The following is an 18605-nucleotide window of genomic DNA, read 5'->3' on the forward strand; positions in this document are numbered from 1 at the left end:
CGGCCCTCCACAATATGAGCGGCCAGGCAGGGGCATCAGTGCCGGGTGCCGCGGTGTAGGGGCGGCTTACAGCACGACCACGGACCGCAGCACCTTGCCCTCGTGCATGGTGTGGAAGGAGTCTTCGACATCAGCAAGCTCGACCCGTTCGGAAACGAAACGTTCCAGTGGCAGTCGTCCTTGCTGGTAGAGATCCACCAGCGTCGGGAAGTCACGTTCGGGCAGGCAGTCGCCGTACCACGAGGACTTCAACGCTCCACCGCGCGAGAAAAAGTCGATCAGCGGCATCTGTAGGGTCATGTCCGGCGTGGGCACGCCGACCAGCACGACGGTTCCGGCCAGGTCGCGCGCGTAGAACGCCTGCTGCCAGGTTTCGGGGCGGCCGACTGCGTCGATCACCACGTCGGCACCGAACCCTCCAGTGATGGCCTGCACGGCCTCGACACAGTCGACCTCCGCGGCGTTCACTACGTGTGTGGCGCCAATGTCCTTGGCCCACTGTAATTTTTGGAGGTCACGGTCAACAGCGATGATGATCCCGGCACCGGCGAGGCGAGCCCCCAGAATGGCGGCGTCGCCGACTCCGCCACAGCCGATGACGGCGACCGAGTCGCCGCGGGAGACGTTGCCGGTGTTGACTGCCGCTCCGATCCCGGCCATCACGCCGCAGCCCAGCAGTCCGACCACGGCGGGATCGGCGGTGGCGTCGACCTTGGTGCACTGGCCGGCATGAACAAGGGTCTTGTCGGTGAAGGCACCGATACCCAGCGCCGGGGTCAGCTCGGTACCGTCTTCAAGCGTCATCTCCTGGGTGGCGTTGAAGGTGTCGAAGCAGTACTGCGGGCGACCCCGCTTGCAGGCCCGGCACTGCCCGCACACCGCGCGCCAGTTGAGGATCACAAAGTCGCCGACCGCAACTGATTCGACGCCGCTGCCGACCTCTTCGACCACACCCGCAGCCTCGTGGCCCAGTAGGAATGGGAATGAGTCGCTGATTCCCCCGTCGCGGTAGGTCAGGTCGGTATGGCACACCCCGCAGGCCTGCACTCGCACGACGACTTCGCCTGGACCAGGGTCGGGGATGATGATGGTGGTGAGCTCGACCGGCGCCCCCTTTTCTCGGGCTATCACGCCCCGAACACGTTGCGGCATGGGATCACTCTCTTTTCAGGGTTTTGTTCGGACGGTTACAGGACAATGCACAGACGGAAGGCGTCGTAGATCGCGGCATGGATATTGCGGCTGGCGACCGCATCACCGATACGAAACAGTTGGTATCTGCCACCGGCGTTCCGAACGACGTTCTGCTGCTTCAGGTTCAGCAGCGCCCGCTGATCGACCTCGCCGAGGTTCGACGAGCCGGCGACCAGCGCGAAGTAGAGTTCATCGGAGGGCAGGGTGCCGTGTTCGACGACCACTTGGTCGACGATGCGTTGGCGGGTGGCGTGCGCGTACTCGTTGTACAGATCCACCTCCAGGCGACCGTCCTTGCGTCGCACCGCGGTCAGCCGTTCGTTGAGGGTCACACGGACGTCGTGCTCGGCGAACACCTTGAAGTAGCCGGGGTAGTTCACACCGCCGACGTCTGGAGCCAACGTTCGCTCCGGGGTGACGATCTCGAGCGGAGCGCCGCTACGGGCCAGCATTTCGGCTGCGTCCATGCCTGGGTGGCCACCGTTGTCGTCATAGAACAGCACCTGCCCGCGCGGGCGCACCGCACCGCATAGTACGTCCCAGCCGTCAGTGACCAGATGCGCTCCGTCCTCGAGGAATTCGGTGTTCGGCACACCGCCGGTCGCAATGACAACCACGTCGGGATCCTCGGCCAGCACCTCGCCGACCTCGGCGTAGCTGTTTGTCCGGACTTCGACACCGTGCAGTTTGCACTCATCGAGACGCCACTCGATGATGCTGATGAGGTCGCGCCGCCGCGGCGCCGCGGACGCGAGGCGGATCTGGCCGCCCGGCTCGTCCGCAGCTTCGAAGACGATCACACGGTGACCCCGCTCTCCGAGCACCCGCGCCGCTTCCAGCCCGGCCGGTCCCGCCCCGACCACCACCGCGGTGCGCGCAGGCCCCATAGCGGGCGGCACCGTGTGCGGCATCCTGTCTTCGCGCCCGGTGGATGCATTGTGCACGCACTTGGCGTCGCGGTTCTGATAGATCTCATCCAGGCAGTAACTGGCACCAACACACGGCCGGATCCGGTCTTCCTCGCCCGCAAGGATTTTCGCGACGATATGCGGGTCGGCGATATGTGCACGCGTCATCCCGACAAGGTCGATGATGCCGTCACGAATCGCGTGCCGCGCTGTGGCGACATCGTTGATCCGCGCGGCGTGCATGACCGGGATCTGCAGCGCCTGTTTCACCTGCCCGGCGAATTCGAGATGCGGTGCGACGGGCGTGCCCATCGGGGGAATGACCCGCGACAGCGCCTCGTCGCTGGCCATGTAACCCTTGATCACACTGATGAAATCGATACCCTCGGCCGCCACGCGTCTGGCGATCTCCACTCCTTCGTCGTAGCCCAACCCACCTGGCTCATCCTCATCGAGCGACATCCGGATGCCCACCGCGAAATCGGGCCCCACGGCCTCGCGTACCGCACGAATTACCCTCAGCGGAAAGCGAAGCCGGTCCTCCATGCTGGAGATGCCGTAGTCGTCGTCACGGTGGTTCGTCAGAGGAGACCAGAACGCGTCCAGCAGGTGGGTGTATGCCTCAAGTTCGATCCCGTCGAGCCCGGCTTCGCGGCACCTTTGCGCGGCGTCGGCATAGGCGCGCACGATGCGCTCGAGGTCCCATTCCTCGGCAACCTTGGGGAACGACCGGTGCGCGGGCTCCCGGATCGATGACGGGAAGACCACGGGCAGCCAGTCCCCGTCGTAGTTGCTTGTACGACGGCCCAGATGGGTGACCTGGCACATCACTGCCGCGCCGTTCTCGTGCACGCCGTAGGCCAGTTCTCGCAGCCAGGGCACGATCTCGTCCTTGTAGAGGTGCAGATTGCCGAAGGCCGCCGGGCTGTCCGGAGCCACCACCGCCGAGCCGCCCATCATGGTGAGCGACACCCCACCTTTGGCCTTCTCTTCGTGGTAGAGGCGATAGCGCCGTTTCGGCATGCCGTCCTCAGTGTAGGAGGGTTCATGCGAGGTACTGACCACCCTGTTCCGCAAGGCGATGTTCTTCAACTGAAAGGGTTGCAGGAGCGGGTCGAGGAGTTGCGATGTCATACGGATCCGGCCTTCTGAAGTGTTGGACGCATATGGAAGAACGCCGAGATTCCGCTGCGGGCGTTTCCGTGCTGCTGTCGTGAATGTGTCCGACCGCACCGTCGGCGTACGTGTCTGAAACGATGGAATGTGGCGAATTGCGGATGCTGGGCCGCGGATTCACTCCCGCAACGTCATTCGGCGATCTTGCCGCGCAACCAATCATGGAAGGCGCCGATGTGGTGCTCGCTGGGCACCAGTACACCACCGTCGCGGTACATACGCGAGTCCATCGCAGGTTGGCAGCGCTCGCAGGCCTCGAAGTCCTGCTGGTTGACCCGGTGGAACAGCTCGACAGACCGGTCGAGGTCACGACCGGATTCGACCACGCCAGGCAGGTAAAGCCAATCGCATTCCACCACCGTGTGGTCGGCGGCCAGCGGGAACATCCGGTGCACGATCACATGATCAGGCACCAAGTTGACGAACACCTGCGGGCGGACGGTAATGGCGTAATAGCGACGATCCTGGTCCTCGGTCACGCCGGGAATCTGGTCGAGGCCCTCTGACCCGTCAATCGTGAAACCCTGTACTTCCGGCCCGAATTCGGCGCCATGCCCCACGTAATACTGCGCGGCATAACCATCGGCAAACTCCGGCAACACTTCGGTCAGTTCCGGGTGGATCGTGGCGCAGTGGTAGCACTCCATGAAGTTCTCAATGATCAGCTTCCAGTTCGCCTTGACGTCGTAGACAATCCGACGCCCGACGCTTAGCTCTGCGACGGTGTAGTGGTCGATCGCTTCGATGTCACCGAGCCGGTCCACGACCTCCTGCATGACGGTGTCCTCGAACGATGGGGGCGCCTCGGCCAGGCACACCCACACGTAGCCGAGCCACTGTTTGACCGCAATCTTGCGCAGCCCGTACTCGACCCGGTCGACATCGGGCATTCTGGTCAGGTTCGGCGCGGCGATCAGCTTACCGTCAAGATCGTAAGTCCAAGCGTGGTAAGGACATTGGAACGCACGCTTGACCTCGCCGGCAGCCTCGGTGCACAACTGCGCGCCGCGGTGGCGGCACACGTTGAAGAAGGCATTGATGTCGCCTGAGCGCGACCTGGCCACCAGCACGCTCTCGCGACCAACCTGGACCGTCTTGAAGGCGCCGGGCTTGTCGAGATCCGTCGCGCGCACAACGCAAAACCACATCCGCTCGAAGATCTTTTCCTGCTCAAGCGCGAAGATCTCGGGGTGGGTGTAGTAGTTTCCGGGCAGGGTGGGAATCAGGCTTTCAGGCAGGCTCGTGGCGGATCCGGGTGCTGCTGTGGTCACGGGTTTCCTTAGGTCTGTCGGTGATTGGCGAGTTGAGGGACGGGGTATCAAGCGGTGGCCGCGATCTGCCGCCGCCAGCGAGTGAACAGCCGTGGCTGGTCGATCGCCAAGACCGCAACGATGCGGTTGTCACGGCGGTAGGTGGCCAGGAAGCAATGGTCTTCGTAACTGCCGTCTTCGATGACGATCTCGTCGTCGGGGGCAGCGATACCGGCGAATTGGATTCTGGAGCCGTACTGGTCTGACCAGAAGTACGGAGGCTTGACGGGCGAGCTGGGATCGAACCCACCGGATAGCAAGGCGGAGACTGCGATAGCCGGTCGCTCCAGAGCACCGGTCCAGTGTTCGACGCGGTGTGCCACACCGGTTGAGGCGTCGAGCCACGCCGCGCAATCCCCCACCGCGACGACATTCGGGATGCCGGTCTGCCCGTTCGCCCCGCAGAGCACACCGTTGCCGAGACGCAAGCCGCTACCTGTCAGCCACTCGATATTGGGCACGCCGCCGATACCGACCACGACGACCTCGGCCGGCAGGTGTCGGCCGTCGGCGAGGTCGACCCCGGTGACGCGGCGCGCGCCGTCGCCATTGTGCAGGCCCCGATGCTCTGAGGTCAGGCCGGCGACACCGACGCCACAGATCAGCGTAGTTCCGTTGACGACGTGGCGGGCTGCGACGACAGCGCCCAGCCGCCGGCCGAGTTGGTTCTGCAATGGAGCCGACGCAGCCTCGACGATTGTCACATCGAGTCCGAGTTTTCTTGCGGTCGAGGCGACTTCGCCGCCGATGAAGCCGGCGCCGATGACAACCAATCGGGCGCCCGCCCGCAGGTCAGCACGCAAAGCGATGGCGTCGTCCACGGTGCGAATCACGTGCACACCAGCCAGCGCGTCGCTGCCCGGCCACCGTCGCGCCCGTGAACCCGTCGCAACCACTACACCCTCTGCGCGGATACGCCTGCCGTCGGCAAGTTCTATTGCGCCGCAGTTGCTATCAAGTTGCGTCGCAGCGCTACCCAGGAGCCACTCTGCGCGGAGGTCGTCATCGGTGGCAGACTCGAGGGCAAGATCAGCTTCGGCCATATCGCCGGACAGGAATTCCTTGGACAGCGGGGGCCGATCGTACGGCCGTCGTGTCTCATCTCCAATGATGGTCAATCTGCCGTCAAACCCCTTGCTCCGCAAGGCCCGTGCCGCCGACAGCCCGGCCAGCGATGCCCCGACGATCGCGATGTGTTTCACGGCCTCGGGCCCTCACCGAGGCGCGCACGGACATCAGGCGGCAAGTTCGGCTTGTCGGTACTCAGTTCGACGTGGATGACACCATCGGTGATGACCACAGTGTGTGTGCGAATCGGAAGCTTCGCCGGCGGTGCGTCCACGCCACCCGTGCGGAGGTTGAATCGTGAAGCGTGCAGCGGACATTCAATCTCGCAACCTTCCAGCCATCCGTCTGCCAACGAAGCGTCCTGGTGCGAACACGTGTCATCGATGGCGAATACCTCGCCATCTTCGGTATGGAAGACCGCGATGGGAGGGTCGGCTTCCACGCGGCGCGATTCCCCGGGAGGTAGATCGGCGAGCAAACAAATCTCAAGCATGGACGGCCTCTCAAACCCGAAGTGGTGCGAATAGCGCAACGCGCTCGTTGTACGCAACAGTGTGAGAGCTGCCGTAACCCTTGTCAAGCGGAGGGAGAAACGATGCGTCCTTCACCGCCGGCGGCAGCGCCACTGTTCCAAAGACCCTGAGAAAACCTGTGTTTCAAGTTGTTTAACTGACGGACGCATGGGTGCCCACGCTGGGCTTCGGGTCGATCTGGCGCAATACTGCTCGGTGCCGAAACCGTATGGCGCGCCTCCGAATCCCCAGAAGCCAAGTGAAGCGGCGCGCGGGTCAACAGTCTCGGCGCGGTAACTCGCCCGCCTCGTCCAGACAGTCGAAAACAGCTGTCAAGCAAGGAATGTGAACGATATGTTACTGATTTCAGCCGTTTAGCGGCGCCTCGGTTACAGGGCGGTCACTTTGGTTTACAGCAACTTTGCACGCGGCGGGGGTGAGTCGGGCGGATCCCAAATATACTTCTGATGTATCAGGTGCACTTCAGCACCATTCCCCGTTCTGCGCAGCGACCCAACGGCATTGAAGCAGTTTTGGCTGCACGCAGCTCACATCACGAAGGAGATATGCCATGGGCACTTCGCCCGGGTTGCACAAGGGCCTCAGCGATCGACAACTCCGCATGATCGCCATTGGCGGCGTCATCGGGGCGGGACTGTTCGTCGGATCGGGTGTGGTCATCCACGCCACCGGTCCGGCTGCGTTCATCCCCTACGCCTTGTGCGGATTTCTGGTCATCATGGTGATGCGGATGCTTGCCGAAATGGCGGTGGCCAACCCGTCCACCGGTTCGTTCGCCGACTACGCCCGCAACGCGCTCGGACCGTGGGCCGGCTTCTCTGTTGGCTGGCTCTACTGGTACTTCTGGGTCATCATCGTGGGATTCGAGGCGATCGCAGGAGCCAAGATCGTCCAATACTGGCTCCCCGAAATTCCGCTCTGGCTATGTTCACTGATCCTGCTGACGGCCATGACCCTCACCAACCTGTTCTCGGTATCGTCCTTCGGAGAGTTCGAATTCTGGTTCGCCGGAATCAAAGTCGCTGCGATCGTGCTGTTCCTCGCCATCGGCGGTGCGTACGTGCTGGGAATATGGCCGCACAAATCGATGGACTTCTCCAACCTGACCGCCCACGGCGGCTTCCTGCCCAACGGTGGCTGGGCGATCACCGCAGCCATTGTCACGGTCATCTTCTCGATGACGGGCGCCGAGGTGGCCACCATCGCCGCCGCCGAATCACACAATCCCGAACGAGCAGTGGCCAAGGCGGCGAACTCCGTCATCGCGCGGATCGCCATCTTCTATGTCGGCTCAATGTTCCTACTGGTGACGATCGTGCCCTGGAACGACAAGTCCATCGCGGCTTCACCCTACGTCGCAGCGTTCAGTGACATGGGCTTGCCCTACGCGGACCACATCATGAACGCCGTGGTGCTCACCGCCGTGCTGAGCTGCCTGAACTCGGGGATGTACACCGCATCGCGGATGTTGTTCGTGCTCGCCGCACGTCGCGAAGCACCGCAGCAACTCGTCAGGGTCACACGCCGCGGCGTGCCCGCGGTGGCGATCATGGCATCGTCGATTGTCGGCTTCCTGTGCGTCATCGCCGCCGCGATCTCCCCCGACACCGTGTTCGAATTCCTACTCAACTCCAGCGGTGCGGTCATCCTCTTCGTGTACTGCCTGATCGGGATCTCGCAGGTCATCCTGCGTTATCGCGACGGTTCTGCGCACCTGAAGGTCAAGATGTGGCTGTTCCCAGTGTTGTCCATCGGCACTGTACTCGCCATCATGGCGATCCTCGCCCAGATGGGGATCCGCGCGGATTCCCGGTCCCAACTGGTGCTGAGCCTGCTGTCCTGGGCTGTCGTGATCGTGCTGTATTTCATCAACCGGTGGGCGATCAACCGCCGCCCGCACGTCGAGAGCGCCATCCCCGAGACACCGGCAACCCGAGTTCTTGTGCTGGCCAACGAAACTGCGGCATCCGACGAACTGATTGCCGAACTGCGCGACATCAAGGCAGCACGCACTGCCAAGTACCTCGTCGTCGTCCCCGACAGCCCTATCGAGACCGGCGCCGCGGCCACCCACGGTCCACTCGACGTGTGGGAGGCGACCCAGCAGGCCGCACAGGACAGGCTCGACCACACCGTCGGAGTGCTGCGCTCGGCCGATCTCGACGCCGACGGTATCCACGGCGACTTTCGCCCGCTGCGTGCCCTGGCCAACGCCGTGGACACCTTTCGCCCCGATCAGATCGTCATCGCGACGCTGCCGCCCGAGCAGTCGGTCTGGCACCGGTTCGACGTGGTCGATCGCGCGCGCAGCGACTATCCAGCCATCCCGGTCACACACGTCGTCGCGACGCCGGCCTCGTCCGAGGAATTCCAGCAGTGACGATCGTCGCCGGGTTCAGCGCCACCCACAACGGCAGTGCGCCACTGCATCTAGCGGCGCAGATCGCCCGCACCACCGGTGAACAAGTCATCGCCGCTGCCATACTCGCCGGGCCCTCAGTGATAGGCATCGACCAACTCGACCGCGAATACCACCATCAACTGTCCATCCAAGTGCTGCGATCGCTGAACCAAGCGATCGCACAGATGCGGACCGATGTCGACATCACACCAGTCGTTCACCGATCCACATCGATACCGCGCGGCCTGACGGAACTGACCGCACAGCACAACGCCGATCTCATCGTGGTCGGGTCATCGTCATCGGGACTGCTGGGCCGAATCGCACTGGGCAGCGTAACCGAACGCCTGGCACACACGGCCCGCGTACCGGTGGCGATCTCACCGCGCGGATACCCGCGCAGCCCACTTACCCTAGAACGGCTCACGGTCGGTTACGGCGGCATGTCCGGTACCACTCCGATCGTCGGCACCGCCGCCGAACTTGCGGTGCAATGGGATGTGCAGATGCGAATCGCATCCTTCGCCGTCCGTCCCCCACTCATGCTGAGCGGATCAATCGAACCCTCCGCCGAGGATCTCGTCACCGACCAATGGACCAGCAATGCCGTGCGCGCGCTGCGGCGACAACTCGATCGTGCCCGCGAAACAATTCCACTTCCCGATGTGGATCTCGTCATCGGCATGGGCATCGATTGGTCCACCGCTGTCAACGACATCGCCTGGGAATCCGGCGACCTCCTCGTCCTCGGCTCAGCGGCAGCAGGGCCGTTGGCTCAGGTGTTCCTCGGCTCGGCCGCGTCGAAGATCCTGCGACACGTCCCCGTTCCGGTCATGATCCTGCCGCAGATGCAGGGCTAGCGGCGGCCGGTAGCGACCGGACATCCTCAGGGGCATAGGAATTCGTTTCGATGCTGACTGACGAACTCGGCGAATGACATCGGCTCATGACCGATCAGCGCGGCCAGCCGGCGAGGGTCCGGGTGTACCGGCAGCGCCGCCGAAGGGTTGGACAGCATGGCTCCGATCGCCGATATGTGCTGGGCCATACCAGGATTGATCACAGATCCCGCAGTGCCCGCAAGTTCGGCTTCCCATTGCTGTTGAGGTATGTGGGTGTAATGGACGGGACTGCCGATCTCAGCGCTGATCGTCGCGGCGATGTCACTGTGGCTGAGCAGTTCGGCACCCGGTGGGTACGCGATGCGGCTATCGGCGAACCGATCCGGGTTCACCAACGCCGCGACCGCGAGGTCGGCCGCATCGCGTCCGCTGATCCACGGCACCCGGGCCGCCCCGAAGCTGTTGGCGAAGCAGCCACCCGCCCGGATGGACGAACCGTGCAGGAGCAGAATGTTCTCGTAGAACAGGGCCGCCACCCGCAGGACCGTCGGCTTGAGCCCGGCCCAGGCGAACACTTCTTCGGCCACGTAGTGAGCTCGTCCGAGCCCACTGGGATTCTCCGTGGCCGCTGCAGCCATCGACATCACCACCAGATTCGGTGACAGTGCGGCCTCGCGCAGAACCGACGCCAGGTTGGCGGCGGCGGACACGACTCCCGGCGCAACCGGATAGGCGAAGTAGGCCCCATCGATGCCGTCGACAGCCGCACGCAGCGTCCGCCGATCCAGCAGGTCGCCGATCACCACACTGGCACCGTGGTCGCGCAGTTCCTCGACCACAGGCCCGGCGGTGCGGACCATCACCCGCACCTGATGCCCCTGGCCCAGTAGCCGCTCGACCATCCGTGCACCGGTTCGGCCATGGCGGCCGGTGGCGCCGAGTACCAGCGTCTGTTGCATAGAGCACCTCGTTGTCGTCGTTGGCGGGGTGGGACAGACAGAAGCTATGAGGGTTACTACTATTATGCAAGTTACTTGCCGGGTAATGTTCGATCGCCCGTCGATAGGACGAGGAGAGAGGAGACCCTTTGCAGCACACCAGTTTCGAGTCGATGGGCTGCCCGATCGCCGGAGCGCTGGACATGGTCGGCGACTGGTGGACGCTGGTCATCATGCGCGACGTGCTGGACGGGTTCACCCGATTCGACGAGTTGCAGCGCAATCTGGGCATCGCACCGACCATGCTGACCCGCCGGCTCAAAGCCCTCGTCGGGGCCGGACTGCTGCAGCGACAGCAATACACGGCCACACCAAGACGCTTCGAGTACCTGCCCACGCCCCGCGGTAAGGATCTGGCGGTAGTGATTGTCGCCCTGTACGCGTGGGGCACAAAGCACTCAGCTGTGGGAAACAGCCAGGTTGTGCTGGTCGATCAGGACAGCGGCGAGGAGATCATTCCGGTCCTGACCGATCAAGCCAGCGGTCGACAGCTCTCAGCGATCAACACCGCATTCCTGCCAGGACCGGACGCCGATGCCTTCATGGAGGAAAGGCTCGACCCCACACTGCGCCAAGCACGTCGACAACGGGCGCAGCCAGACACCCAACCCTGAACCCGCTGCTCCACCGGTGCTCCTCCAAGATCAACCGCGTTCGGGTGACGGGTTTCCGGCTTCGGAAGGCTCGGCGGCCAGGACTTCCCGGAGGATGCTGCGGAGGGCCGCAGTCCCCGCGTCGTTGTCGACGCGCTCGTGCCAGAACAGTCGGACGTCATAGGGCGGCAGTGCAAGCGGTAGCTCGAAGAGAGAGATTGCTGAGTTGCGTGCGTGGTATCGGGCCAGGCGGCGGGGCGCAACAGCGATGCAATGACCGTTTTCGACGACAGGGAACAACGAGCTGTAGTGCGGCACGGTGAGGGAGATGCGTCGGGTGCGCCCGAGGCGGGCCAAAGCGTCGTCGACTTCCCGACCTCGACCCGGGCTGATTCGAACGTGGACGTGGGGAAGCTCGATGAAACGCTCGAGTGTCATGACGCTGCGGGCGTCAGGATGGTGGGCTGCGATGACACCGACAGTGTCGTCAGCGAATGCGGGTTCCGAGTGCCATGCCGACGGGACTGTTGTGGGGATGCCCAGGTACAAATCGATCTCTCCCGTGGCCAGTGCGTCGACAACGCTGATGCGATCCAGCGGTGTAACCCGGACGCTGGACCGGGGTGCTTTCTGCTGTAGTTGACGGTCAAGCCCGGGTAACACCAGTGGGCCATATAGGTCGGCAAAGGCTATGACCCACTCGCGGGTCGTCGTCGCTATATCGAAGTCGTCGAGGTCGTGCACTATGCCGTCAACGAGCCGCAGTGCGGTGTCGAGCCGAGGCTGAATGGCCAGCGCGGCAGGCGTGGGGCTGAGGCCTCGACCGCTGCGCACCACGAGCGGATCACCCAACAACACACGTAAGCGCGCCAACGCATTCGAGACCGCCGGCTGTGTCAGATGCAACCGTGCTGCGGCCTTCGTGGCGCTGCGTTCTTCAAGAACCGCCTGCAGCACGACGAGGAGATTGAGGTCGACACCGGAAAGATTCACCTCGTGAATTTGACACATGCGAGATCATGATTGGTGCTGATATGACCGGAAACCTACAGTCGAGTCCGACCGCATAGGAAGGACACGGCGATGCGCGTACTGATAACCGGAGCCGCTGGCGGTGTCGGATCCAGCATCATCAGCCAGCTGCGTGACACCGGGCTCGAGGTCCGCGCGACATGTCGCCGACCCGATCCACAACGGTGGCCGTGGCTGCAGACATTTCCGAGCGATCTCAATCAGCCACACACGATGCGACAGGCCCTCGAAGGTGTCGAGACCGTCTTCCTCTACAGCTTCGCCCAACGAGACAGCCTGCCACGACTGGTCGAAGAGATGAAGGCTGCCGGCGTCGAAAAGGTGATCGTGCTGTCCACGATCGACACCACTCGCCATGAACCGTTCGTCGAATACAACAAACAACGTCACCTCGAGGTCGAAAATGCGATCGCCCACAGCGGTTTCAACGCTGTATGCTTGCGGCCCGGCGCCTTCGCCCGCAATGCAATTCGCTTTTGGGCCAATCAAATTCGGGAACATCGCACTGTTGGCCTGCCCTTCCCAGAATCCCAGCAGGCCCCGATAGCCGACGAGGATATCGCTGCTGTCGCCGTACGTGCGATCACCACTTCACAACTGGACGGAGAGAAGATCGTCCTCACGGGACCGAGCTCCTTGACCATGCGAGACCAAGTCGGTCTCATCAGCCAGGCCATCGCCGAGCCCATCGGCATCACTGAGCTCTCGGAGATTGAAGCACGCGCACTGTACGGACAAGTGCTGCCACCGGAATATCTCGACCTCCTCATGGGCCAATGGGCCTTCGAAACGACCGAGAAGGCCGTCGTCGCGCCAGCAGTTCACGACATCACTGGCCATCGACCCATCAGCTACCTCGACTGGGCAATCGACCACCGCGACGCGTTCCTCTAACTGTCGCACCTCCCACGCACCGGGTATTGCCATGCGGATACGGGTTCAGTTAATGATCTCGCCACCTTCACTGGAAAGCAGTGCAGACAGTCGTTCCCGCCACGTCTGCAGTTGCTCGGGCGTGAGTCGCGTCCACTCGGTGATCTCCCCGACGATCCGCAGTGGAGCCGTACTCCGGTACGACCGAGTGGGGTTGCCGGGGAACTTCTTGTCGGTCACGTTCGGGTCGTTCTCGAACTCTCCGGTTGGCTCTACCTGGTACACCCTCGGGCGGGGGTGGCCCTCGGCGAGTTCTGCGGCGATTTCCGCCGCCAGGCCGGCCCCATCAACCAGCGCGGTGAAGTAGATGTGGTTCATCACGATCTCGGGACGGTAGTTCGACCGACGACCTGCGGTGAAGAACTCACCCACATTCAGTTCCGCGGTTGTGCCGTGGAAGAACGGACCTTCATCGAGCGAATTGGACACACAAAATCCTTTGGACAGACTGCTGAGACCCGCAAGCATGCAACACCACCCGGGCCTTGCCGCAAGCCCCCCATCACGCCTTATCCTGAAGGTAGAAAGGGCGGAGTTCGTGCATGGCTCCCGGACCGGACTCCGGGAGTCTTAGTACAGCGCAGACAGTGTCATCGCGACGCACACTGTGCCGATCAGTCCAACATAGGCACGGGCGTGGACGATGTCGGGGATCGTTATCCCATAGCGCCGCAACACAACCACCACCGGTGTAGCACCCAGCAGCAGCGCGGCGGCAGAGGTAACGTCCACCGATGCGATCAGCGGTACAACAGCGGGTGCTGTGATGGCGATCGTCATCGGATTTGCAAGAGCTGTAGCCGATTCCATGGAGTGGCCGGCTCGACGCAACAACGGGACCGTGAGCACGCTGCCACCCACTCCGAGGAACGCTGCCACCGCGCCGACCGGGAGCCCGAATCCGGCTCGAATGGACTGACGTTCGGCGGCCACACCGACTGGGCGTACGAAACCTGGCCGGGCGACGGCGTCGATCAGGCTTATACCGAGGTACGCCACGAATGACCACCGCCCCAGCTCGGCGGGGGCGACTCGCGCAGCCAGGCCGCCCACCACACCGCCCACGGCCAGCAGTGCCAGAAGAACACGTTTCCCGCGCAAGCTCGCGAGGATCTCACTGCGGGTCGACGCGGTGGCAATAGCCGAAGCAGCGAAGACTACGACGGCCGATGTGGCCACTGCGGTTCGCATCGCCTCAGAGCCGAGTCCCGCGTCGGCCCACACGATGACCGGAACAGTCACGAACCCGCCGCCAAACCCAAACAACACCGTAGTGACGCCCGAAAGCGCGCCAATTACGACCAGGATCTCGAAGGTCACGCCCTCATCGAACCGTCCTGGGATGTCTACCGACAATCGAAAGTCAGACGAATACCTTCGCGATTCGGACATATAGGGTGGACAGGTGCGCAATGTCGCCGCAGATGACTTCGACGAGGCACCGAGAGTCGTATTACCCGTAGGAACCGACTATCCCGACGGCTTCGTACTGGACTGGCATTCGCACCGGCGTGCACAGTTCCTCCACAGCGTGACCGGAGTGATGGTGGTCGAGACGCGCGATGGCACCTGGACAGTTCCCACCGACCTCGCTGTGCTGATCCCGGCGGGCGTTCAACACCTGATGCGGACCCGGCAGGTGAGCACTCGCAGCCTCTACATAGAACCCCACGCCGTCCCCTGGTGGCCTGACCACTGCATCGTGGTGAAAGTCACGCCACTTCTGCGTGAACTCCTGCTCGTTGCAGCGGATTTCGATGCCGACTACGATCCAGCTGGCCGCGAGGGCGCAGTTACTACGTTGCTGTTGCATGAGATCGCCGCATTGACTCCCGTTGCACTTCATGTCGCACTGCCCAGCGCCGCGGATCTAGGCGCCCTATGTCGCGACTACCTCACCGAACCGGACGTTCGAATCGACAACGCGCAGTGGGCCGCCCGGCTGAATCTCAGCGAGAGAGCGTTCAGCCGCCGGTTCCGCGCCGAAACCGGCGTGAGCCCTGCCGCGTGGCGTCGCCGCGCACGACTGCTCGCCGCAGTTCCACTATTACGCGACGCCACTGTTGCGGAGGTGGCGGGCCGCCTCGGGTACGCGACACCGGCGGCGTTTACCGCCGCCTTCTCTGCCGAGTTCGGAATCGCACCGTCGCGCATGACACGGACGCCGCGGGCGGGCTGACAACTGGCGCACAGCCGAGGTGGGTCCGTTGCTCGGTTCGCGGCGTGTTCGTCTTCAAGGGCAACAGCGCGTGAATGTTGTCACTCGTCGCGGGTGGTTGGCGGCGTCGCCGTGGAGCGGGCCAGGTTCGCCATGCCAGCAAGTCACGGAGGTGGCCGGCACGTGATACATCCGGACATCATGTCAGGGCGGGTCGGCCACACGGCGAGCTAATCAGATTGCGCCATAACAATATCTGGCCGCACATGTTATTCGGACCGTCGGCCGATGCGGGTCACATCTGCTTCGTGGATGTAGGCCGACTCGGCCCGCATGCGCCAGATCGACCACCAACGCATTCACCGGCGTCGGCACCCCGACGGCGGCCGGTAGCCACGACGGAACCGCTACACGCGGACCGTCGTCAGGGGCAGTCTGTACGGGTTCGGGTGTTCGGTTACGACATGTTCGTGGTCGAATGCGTCGTAGGAATCAGCAATGAGATCAGCATTGACATCGGGATGCATGTCGGCCACCAGCAATACCGCCAGTCGGGGCACCGTCCAAATATGCTCGTGCACGATGGTTTTCATCCTTGGGCGGTGGCATCGTTGAGCGCGTCCCGGAAACGCTCGCCTAGCTCAGCCGACGACCGCGGGTGGGGAGCACAATAAACGCCGCAGCAGCCAGTGCGTGTTCGACGAGCGGATGGTGATGTCATAGCCGTTGCTGCCCTTTCGATTCCAACATCCATCAAGTTGTCACACCAAACCTCCACCCCTGCGCGGAAGTCGCAGCAAGATGTCACCGAGGTCGCTGAGATCACATCGCCAGAAATTGGCAGCAACCTAGCGGATACCGGCAATTCTGCCTCTGGCTGGACCCAGGGGGTGACCGCAGACTCGTCGTATGACATTGCCGCACGCTTCACCCACTGAGAAGGACCAGCCCTCCACTGACACCGATCTGGTCACCTTGCCGAGCACACCACTAGCGCTAGCCGCGCTCGAATTGGTCCGAGGCGCTGAGTCGCCGGCGATCGCCAATCACAGCGTGCGGAGTTATTTGTTCGCTCGGCTGCTCGCCCCACACGTTGGGCTGACACCTGGCCGAGATTTTGACGACGAGCTGCTCTACCTCGCGTGTGTCCTGCATGACGTTGGACTGTCACCGCTCGCCAAGAGAAACACTCGCTTCGAGGTTGATGGTGCGGACCGCGCGGCCGAGTTTCTCAGCGGCCATGGCCTGGAGGCGCAGAAGGTCGATGCCGTCTGGGAAGCCATCGCCCTCCACAACACGGCGGTCATACCTGAGCGGATGGGCGCCCTGACTTCGCTGACATACCAAGGCGTCGCCATCGACTTCGGCGGTGTCCTTGGTCTGCCGGAGGTACACCTGAACGCGGTAACCGCACAAATCGGAGCCGTAATCCACTCTGCCTACCCTCGTTTCAATATGGCTACATCGGTCATCGATGCGGTCGCCGATCACGCTGCAAGCCATCCGAACAACGCCCCGCGCTATAGCCCCCCAGGCGAAGTTCTGCGCGAGCGACGCGAATTCGGTGCCACCTACAGTGAGCAACTCATCGCTGCGGGCGGTTCCCGGTGGGGCAACTGAGTGCCGAAGCACACCCATCGAACAGAGACTCCGTGACGGCGGGCTTGCCGAAGTGGATACGAAATGACAACGAAAGGATGTACCTGAATGTCTACCCCTGAGTTCTTCGACACCCCCGGATATGGGGATATTTTTCGCACACAGTACAGCTACGGTCAGGCCGTTCGGATCGGCGATCGCGTGGAAATCTCCGGCCAGGGCGGATGGAACGATGACCTGACCTTCCCGGTCGATTCCCTGGAAGCAGAGATCGAAAAGGCCTTTGACAACGTCGAAAAGACCCTATTAGCGGCGGGTGCCACGTGGCATGACGTCGTGAAGGTCAGTACGTATCACAAGCCCACCAGTGAAAGTTCTATCGGTGCCGATCACCTGACAGCAGTCGTTGATCAGTTCCGCAAGCGGGCGGGAGAACACCTGCCACTGTGGACTGCGCTGGGAGTGAAAGCGCTGGGTCTGCCCGAGATGCATATCGAGGTCGAGGCTGTCGCTCTGATCCGGGCTGGCGGCGAATAGCTCGCGTTACGACAGGGCTGTCTCGGTGCGAGGCGGCGTTGGGACAGCCCTGTCGCAATCGCCAAGGCATCGTAGCCCTGCTTCGAGCGGAACAGATGAATGATTCGGCGACTGCCCGCGCTTTGCTGTTCGAACGAGATTGCAGTACATGGCTCGCCGTGCGGTCGGCACCGTAACGCGGAGCATGTTCTGCCTCAGCAGGTCTCGTTCGCAACAAGCGACCGAAGGCCACACTGACGGGCTTGCGACCCCAAACTGCGCACGGTCCGTGCCGGTCGGCTGCGCAGTGCCTGCAATCGTCCGAAACGAGAGGACCGCAATCATGAAAATTCTCGTCACCGGGGGCTCCGGATTCGTAGGCGAACACCTCCTCCGGAGGTTGGCTGCGGACGGGCACACCGTACTCGCTCTTGCTCGGTCTTCCACGTCAGGCAAGAAGGTCCGTGCGCTGGGGGCAACGCCGCTACCCGGCGATCTCGATCGTCCCGACGAGTTCGCCCTACCCGCGCTCGATGCAGTTGTGCACGCCGCGGCATACTTCCGCTTCGCGGGGTCGCGCGCGGCGTACTTCCGCTCCAACGTCGCAGGCACTCGGGCGCTGCTCAACGCTGCGAAGCACGCCGGCGCCACCACATTCGTGTACATGAGTGCGGCTGGAGTCGTCATGGATGGCCGTGGCTCCCCCATGCACGCTGTCAACGAGTCGGCGAAGACCTATCCGAAAAGCTCCTCAGGCTATATCGCAACCAAGTCGATCAGTGAGGCTGAAGTGCTGGCGGCGAACACGATGAGGTTTCGCACCATCGCACTGCGCCCCTCGGCGATCTGGGGCCCAGGCGACTCGTTCAGCCGCGAGATTCCCGGCCGCATCGAAACCGGGAGGTTCGCATTCATCAACCGCGGCGACTATCCGTTCAGTACCTGTCACGTCGACAATGTTGCCGAGGCGGTGCAACTTGCACTCGGCGGCGGTCCGGGTGGACACGCCTACTTCGTGAACGACCGGGAACCCATCACCTTCCGCCAATTTATCGCGTCGCTGGCTGATGTCCAGGGCTTCTCCATCGACAAACTTCGATCAGTTCCCTACCCCGCGGCGGTTTCCCTGGGATGGTTCATGGAGACCATTGCTTCCCTCCGCTCGGATCAGACCGATCCACCTTTGACCCGAACGATGGTCCGCATGATCGGACGAGAATTCACTACCGACGATCGTGCCGCCCGTGCCGAGCTCGGCTACGTCGGACAAACCTCGCGCGCCGACGGGCTCAAGCAATTGAGAGCCGCACGCTGGCGCGGAAACAGTGCACCGCAATAGATGCG

18 protein-coding genes are annotated in these 18605 nt (G+C 63.0%); 8 read left to right on the forward strand and 10 right to left on the reverse strand.

Annotated features, from left to right (window positions below; genetic code table 11):
- Positions 1–66 precede the first annotated feature (66 nt).
- The 5 genes from BTO20_RS34120 to BTO20_RS34140 form a co-directional block, all read right to left on the reverse strand.
- Positions 67–1152, reverse strand: a complete 1086-nt coding sequence (locus BTO20_RS34120) for an S-(hydroxymethyl)mycothiol dehydrogenase (protein ID WP_087080627.1) — start codon at positions 1150–1152, stop codon at positions 67–69.
- A 35-nt stretch (positions 1153–1187) separates the two neighbouring features.
- On the reverse strand, positions 1188–3236 hold the full coding sequence (locus BTO20_RS34125) for an NADH:flavin oxidoreductase (RefSeq protein ID WP_087080629.1): 2049 nt from the start codon (positions 3234–3236) through the stop codon (positions 1188–1190).
- 173 nt (positions 3237–3409) lie between these two features.
- The gene (locus BTO20_RS34130) at positions 3410–4549 is read right to left on the reverse strand and encodes an aromatic ring-hydroxylating oxygenase subunit alpha (RefSeq protein WP_087080631.1); all 1140 of its coding nucleotides are present in this window, start codon (positions 4547–4549) and stop codon (positions 3410–3412) included.
- A 47-nt stretch (positions 4550–4596) separates the two neighbouring features.
- Entirely contained in the window at positions 4597–5790 is a 1194-nt protein-coding gene (locus BTO20_RS34135) for an NAD(P)/FAD-dependent oxidoreductase (protein WP_198344167.1), read from the reverse strand.
- Entirely contained in the window at positions 5787–6149 is a 363-nt protein-coding gene (locus BTO20_RS34140; protein WP_087080633.1) for a bifunctional 3-phenylpropionate/cinnamic acid dioxygenase ferredoxin subunit, read from the reverse strand. Before BTO20_RS34140 ends, BTO20_RS34135 begins: the two co-directional genes overlap by 4 nt.
- 590 nt (positions 6150–6739) lie before the next feature.
- On the opposite strand from BTO20_RS34140, the gene BTO20_RS34145 reads away from it, so the two are divergent.
- Together BTO20_RS34145 and BTO20_RS34150 are read left to right on the forward strand one after the other, a co-directional pair.
- Positions 6740–8569 carry an amino acid permease gene (locus BTO20_RS34145; protein WP_087080635.1) on the forward strand — a complete coding sequence of 610 codons (1830 nt, stop codon included), beginning with the start codon at positions 6740–6742 and terminating at the stop codon, positions 8567–8569.
- Positions 8566–9450: a universal stress protein gene (locus BTO20_RS34150; protein WP_087080637.1), complete on the forward strand. Its 885-nt coding sequence runs from the start codon at positions 8566–8568 to the stop codon at positions 9448–9450. Before BTO20_RS34145 ends, BTO20_RS34150 begins: the two co-directional genes overlap by 4 nt.
- A 26-nt stretch (positions 9451–9476) precedes the next feature.
- On the opposite strand, the gene BTO20_RS34155 is transcribed toward BTO20_RS34150, so the two are convergent.
- Positions 9477–10391 carry an NmrA family NAD(P)-binding protein gene (locus BTO20_RS34155; protein ID WP_087080639.1) on the reverse strand — a complete coding sequence of 305 codons (915 nt, stop codon included), beginning with the start codon at positions 10389–10391 and terminating at the stop codon, positions 9477–9479.
- A gap of 128 nt (positions 10392–10519) precedes the next feature.
- Here BTO20_RS34155 and BTO20_RS34160 point away from each other — a divergent pair, with 128 nt between their 5' ends.
- Positions 10520–11044 (forward strand): winged helix-turn-helix transcriptional regulator, encoded by a 525-nt coding sequence (locus BTO20_RS34160; protein WP_087080642.1) that lies wholly within the window; start codon positions 10520–10522, stop codon positions 11042–11044.
- Between the two features lie 30 nt (positions 11045–11074).
- Here BTO20_RS34160 and BTO20_RS34165 read toward each other — a convergent pair whose 3' ends face one another.
- Positions 11075–12016, reverse strand: coding sequence for a LysR family transcriptional regulator (locus BTO20_RS34165; protein ID WP_087080644.1), 942 nt, complete (start codon positions 12014–12016; stop codon positions 11075–11077).
- A 90-nt stretch (positions 12017–12106) separates the two neighbouring features.
- On the opposite strand from BTO20_RS34165, the gene BTO20_RS34170 reads away from it, so the two are divergent.
- The gene (locus tag BTO20_RS34170) at positions 12107–12949 is read left to right on the forward strand and encodes an SDR family oxidoreductase (RefSeq protein WP_087080646.1); all 843 of its coding nucleotides are present in this window, start codon (positions 12107–12109) and stop codon (positions 12947–12949) included.
- A gap of 45 nt (positions 12950–12994) precedes the next feature.
- Here the strand turns inward: BTO20_RS34170 and arr are convergent, their stop codons facing one another.
- Both arr and BTO20_RS34180 read right to left on the reverse strand, forming a co-directional pair.
- The gene (gene arr, locus BTO20_RS34175; protein ID WP_087080648.1) at positions 12995–13417 is read right to left on the reverse strand and encodes an NAD(+)--rifampin ADP-ribosyltransferase; all 423 of its coding nucleotides are present in this window, start codon (positions 13415–13417) and stop codon (positions 12995–12997) included.
- 141 nt (positions 13418–13558) lie between these two features.
- On the reverse strand, positions 13559–14308 hold the full coding sequence (locus BTO20_RS34180) for a sulfite exporter TauE/SafE family protein (RefSeq protein ID WP_232490945.1): 750 nt from the start codon (positions 14306–14308) through the stop codon (positions 13559–13561).
- A gap of 85 nt (positions 14309–14393) precedes the next feature.
- Between BTO20_RS34180 and BTO20_RS34185 the strand changes: the two genes are divergently transcribed.
- Positions 14394–15167 carry an AraC family transcriptional regulator gene (locus tag BTO20_RS34185; protein ID WP_087080653.1) on the forward strand — a complete coding sequence of 258 codons (774 nt, stop codon included), beginning with the start codon at positions 14394–14396 and terminating at the stop codon, positions 15165–15167.
- Positions 15168–15553: 386 nt separating this feature from the next.
- Here BTO20_RS34185 and BTO20_RS34190 read toward each other — a convergent pair whose 3' ends face one another.
- Positions 15554–15739, reverse strand: coding sequence for a hypothetical protein (locus BTO20_RS34190; protein WP_087080655.1), 186 nt, complete (start codon positions 15737–15739; stop codon positions 15554–15556).
- Positions 15740–16055: 316 nt separating this feature from the next.
- On the opposite strand from BTO20_RS34190, the gene BTO20_RS34195 reads away from it, so the two are divergent.
- From BTO20_RS34195 to BTO20_RS34205, 3 genes are all read left to right on the forward strand, one after another.
- Positions 16056–16766 (forward strand): HD domain-containing protein, encoded by a 711-nt coding sequence (locus BTO20_RS34195; protein ID WP_087080657.1) that lies wholly within the window; start codon positions 16056–16058, stop codon positions 16764–16766.
- A gap of 87 nt (positions 16767–16853) precedes the next feature.
- A complete protein-coding gene (locus BTO20_RS34200; protein WP_087080659.1) occupies positions 16854–17282 on the forward strand; it encodes a Rid family hydrolase in 429 nt (142 codons plus the stop codon).
- A gap of 148 nt (positions 17283–17430) precedes the next feature.
- A complete protein-coding gene (locus tag BTO20_RS34205; RefSeq protein WP_198344168.1) occupies positions 17431–18600 on the forward strand; it encodes an NAD-dependent epimerase/dehydratase family protein in 1170 nt (389 codons plus the stop codon).
- The last annotated feature ends 5 nt before the right edge of the window (positions 18601–18605 follow it).

This window comes from Mycobacterium dioxanotrophicus, from assembly GCF_002157835.1.
Lineage (GTDB): Bacteria > Actinomycetota > Actinomycetes > Mycobacteriales > Mycobacteriaceae > Mycobacterium > Mycobacterium dioxanotrophicus.

Coding starts and splice junctions, on each gene's coding strand:
- BTO20_RS34120 (WP_087080627.1), bottom strand. CDS start 1,152: ATGCCGCAACGTGTTCGGGGCGTGATAGCCCGAGAAAAGGGGGCGCCG.
- BTO20_RS34125 (WP_087080629.1), bottom strand. CDS start 3,236: ATGACATCGCAACTCCTCGACCCGCTCCTGCAACCCTTTCAGTTGAAG.
- BTO20_RS34140 (WP_087080633.1), bottom strand. CDS start 6,149: ATGCTTGAGATTTGTTTGCTCGCCGATCTACCTCCCGGGGAATCGCGC.
- BTO20_RS34145 (WP_087080635.1), top strand. CDS start 6,740: ATGGGCACTTCGCCCGGGTTGCACAAGGGCCTCAGCGATCGACAACTC.
- BTO20_RS34155 (WP_087080639.1), bottom strand. CDS start 10,391: ATGCAACAGACGCTGGTACTCGGCGCCACCGGCCGCCATGGCCGAACC.
- BTO20_RS34170 (WP_087080646.1), top strand. CDS start 12,107: ATGCGCGTACTGATAACCGGAGCCGCTGGCGGTGTCGGATCCAGCATC.
- BTO20_RS34190 (WP_087080655.1), bottom strand. CDS start 15,739: ATGAAAACCATCGTGCACGAGCATATTTGGACGGTGCCCCGACTGGCG.
- BTO20_RS34195 (WP_087080657.1), top strand. CDS start 16,056: ATGACATTGCCGCACGCTTCACCCACTGAGAAGGACCAGCCCTCCACT.
- BTO20_RS34200 (WP_087080659.1), top strand. CDS start 16,854: ATGTCTACCCCTGAGTTCTTCGACACCCCCGGATATGGGGATATTTTT.
- BTO20_RS34205 (WP_198344168.1), top strand. CDS start 17,431: ATGGCTCGCCGTGCGGTCGGCACCGTAACGCGGAGCATGTTCTGCCTC.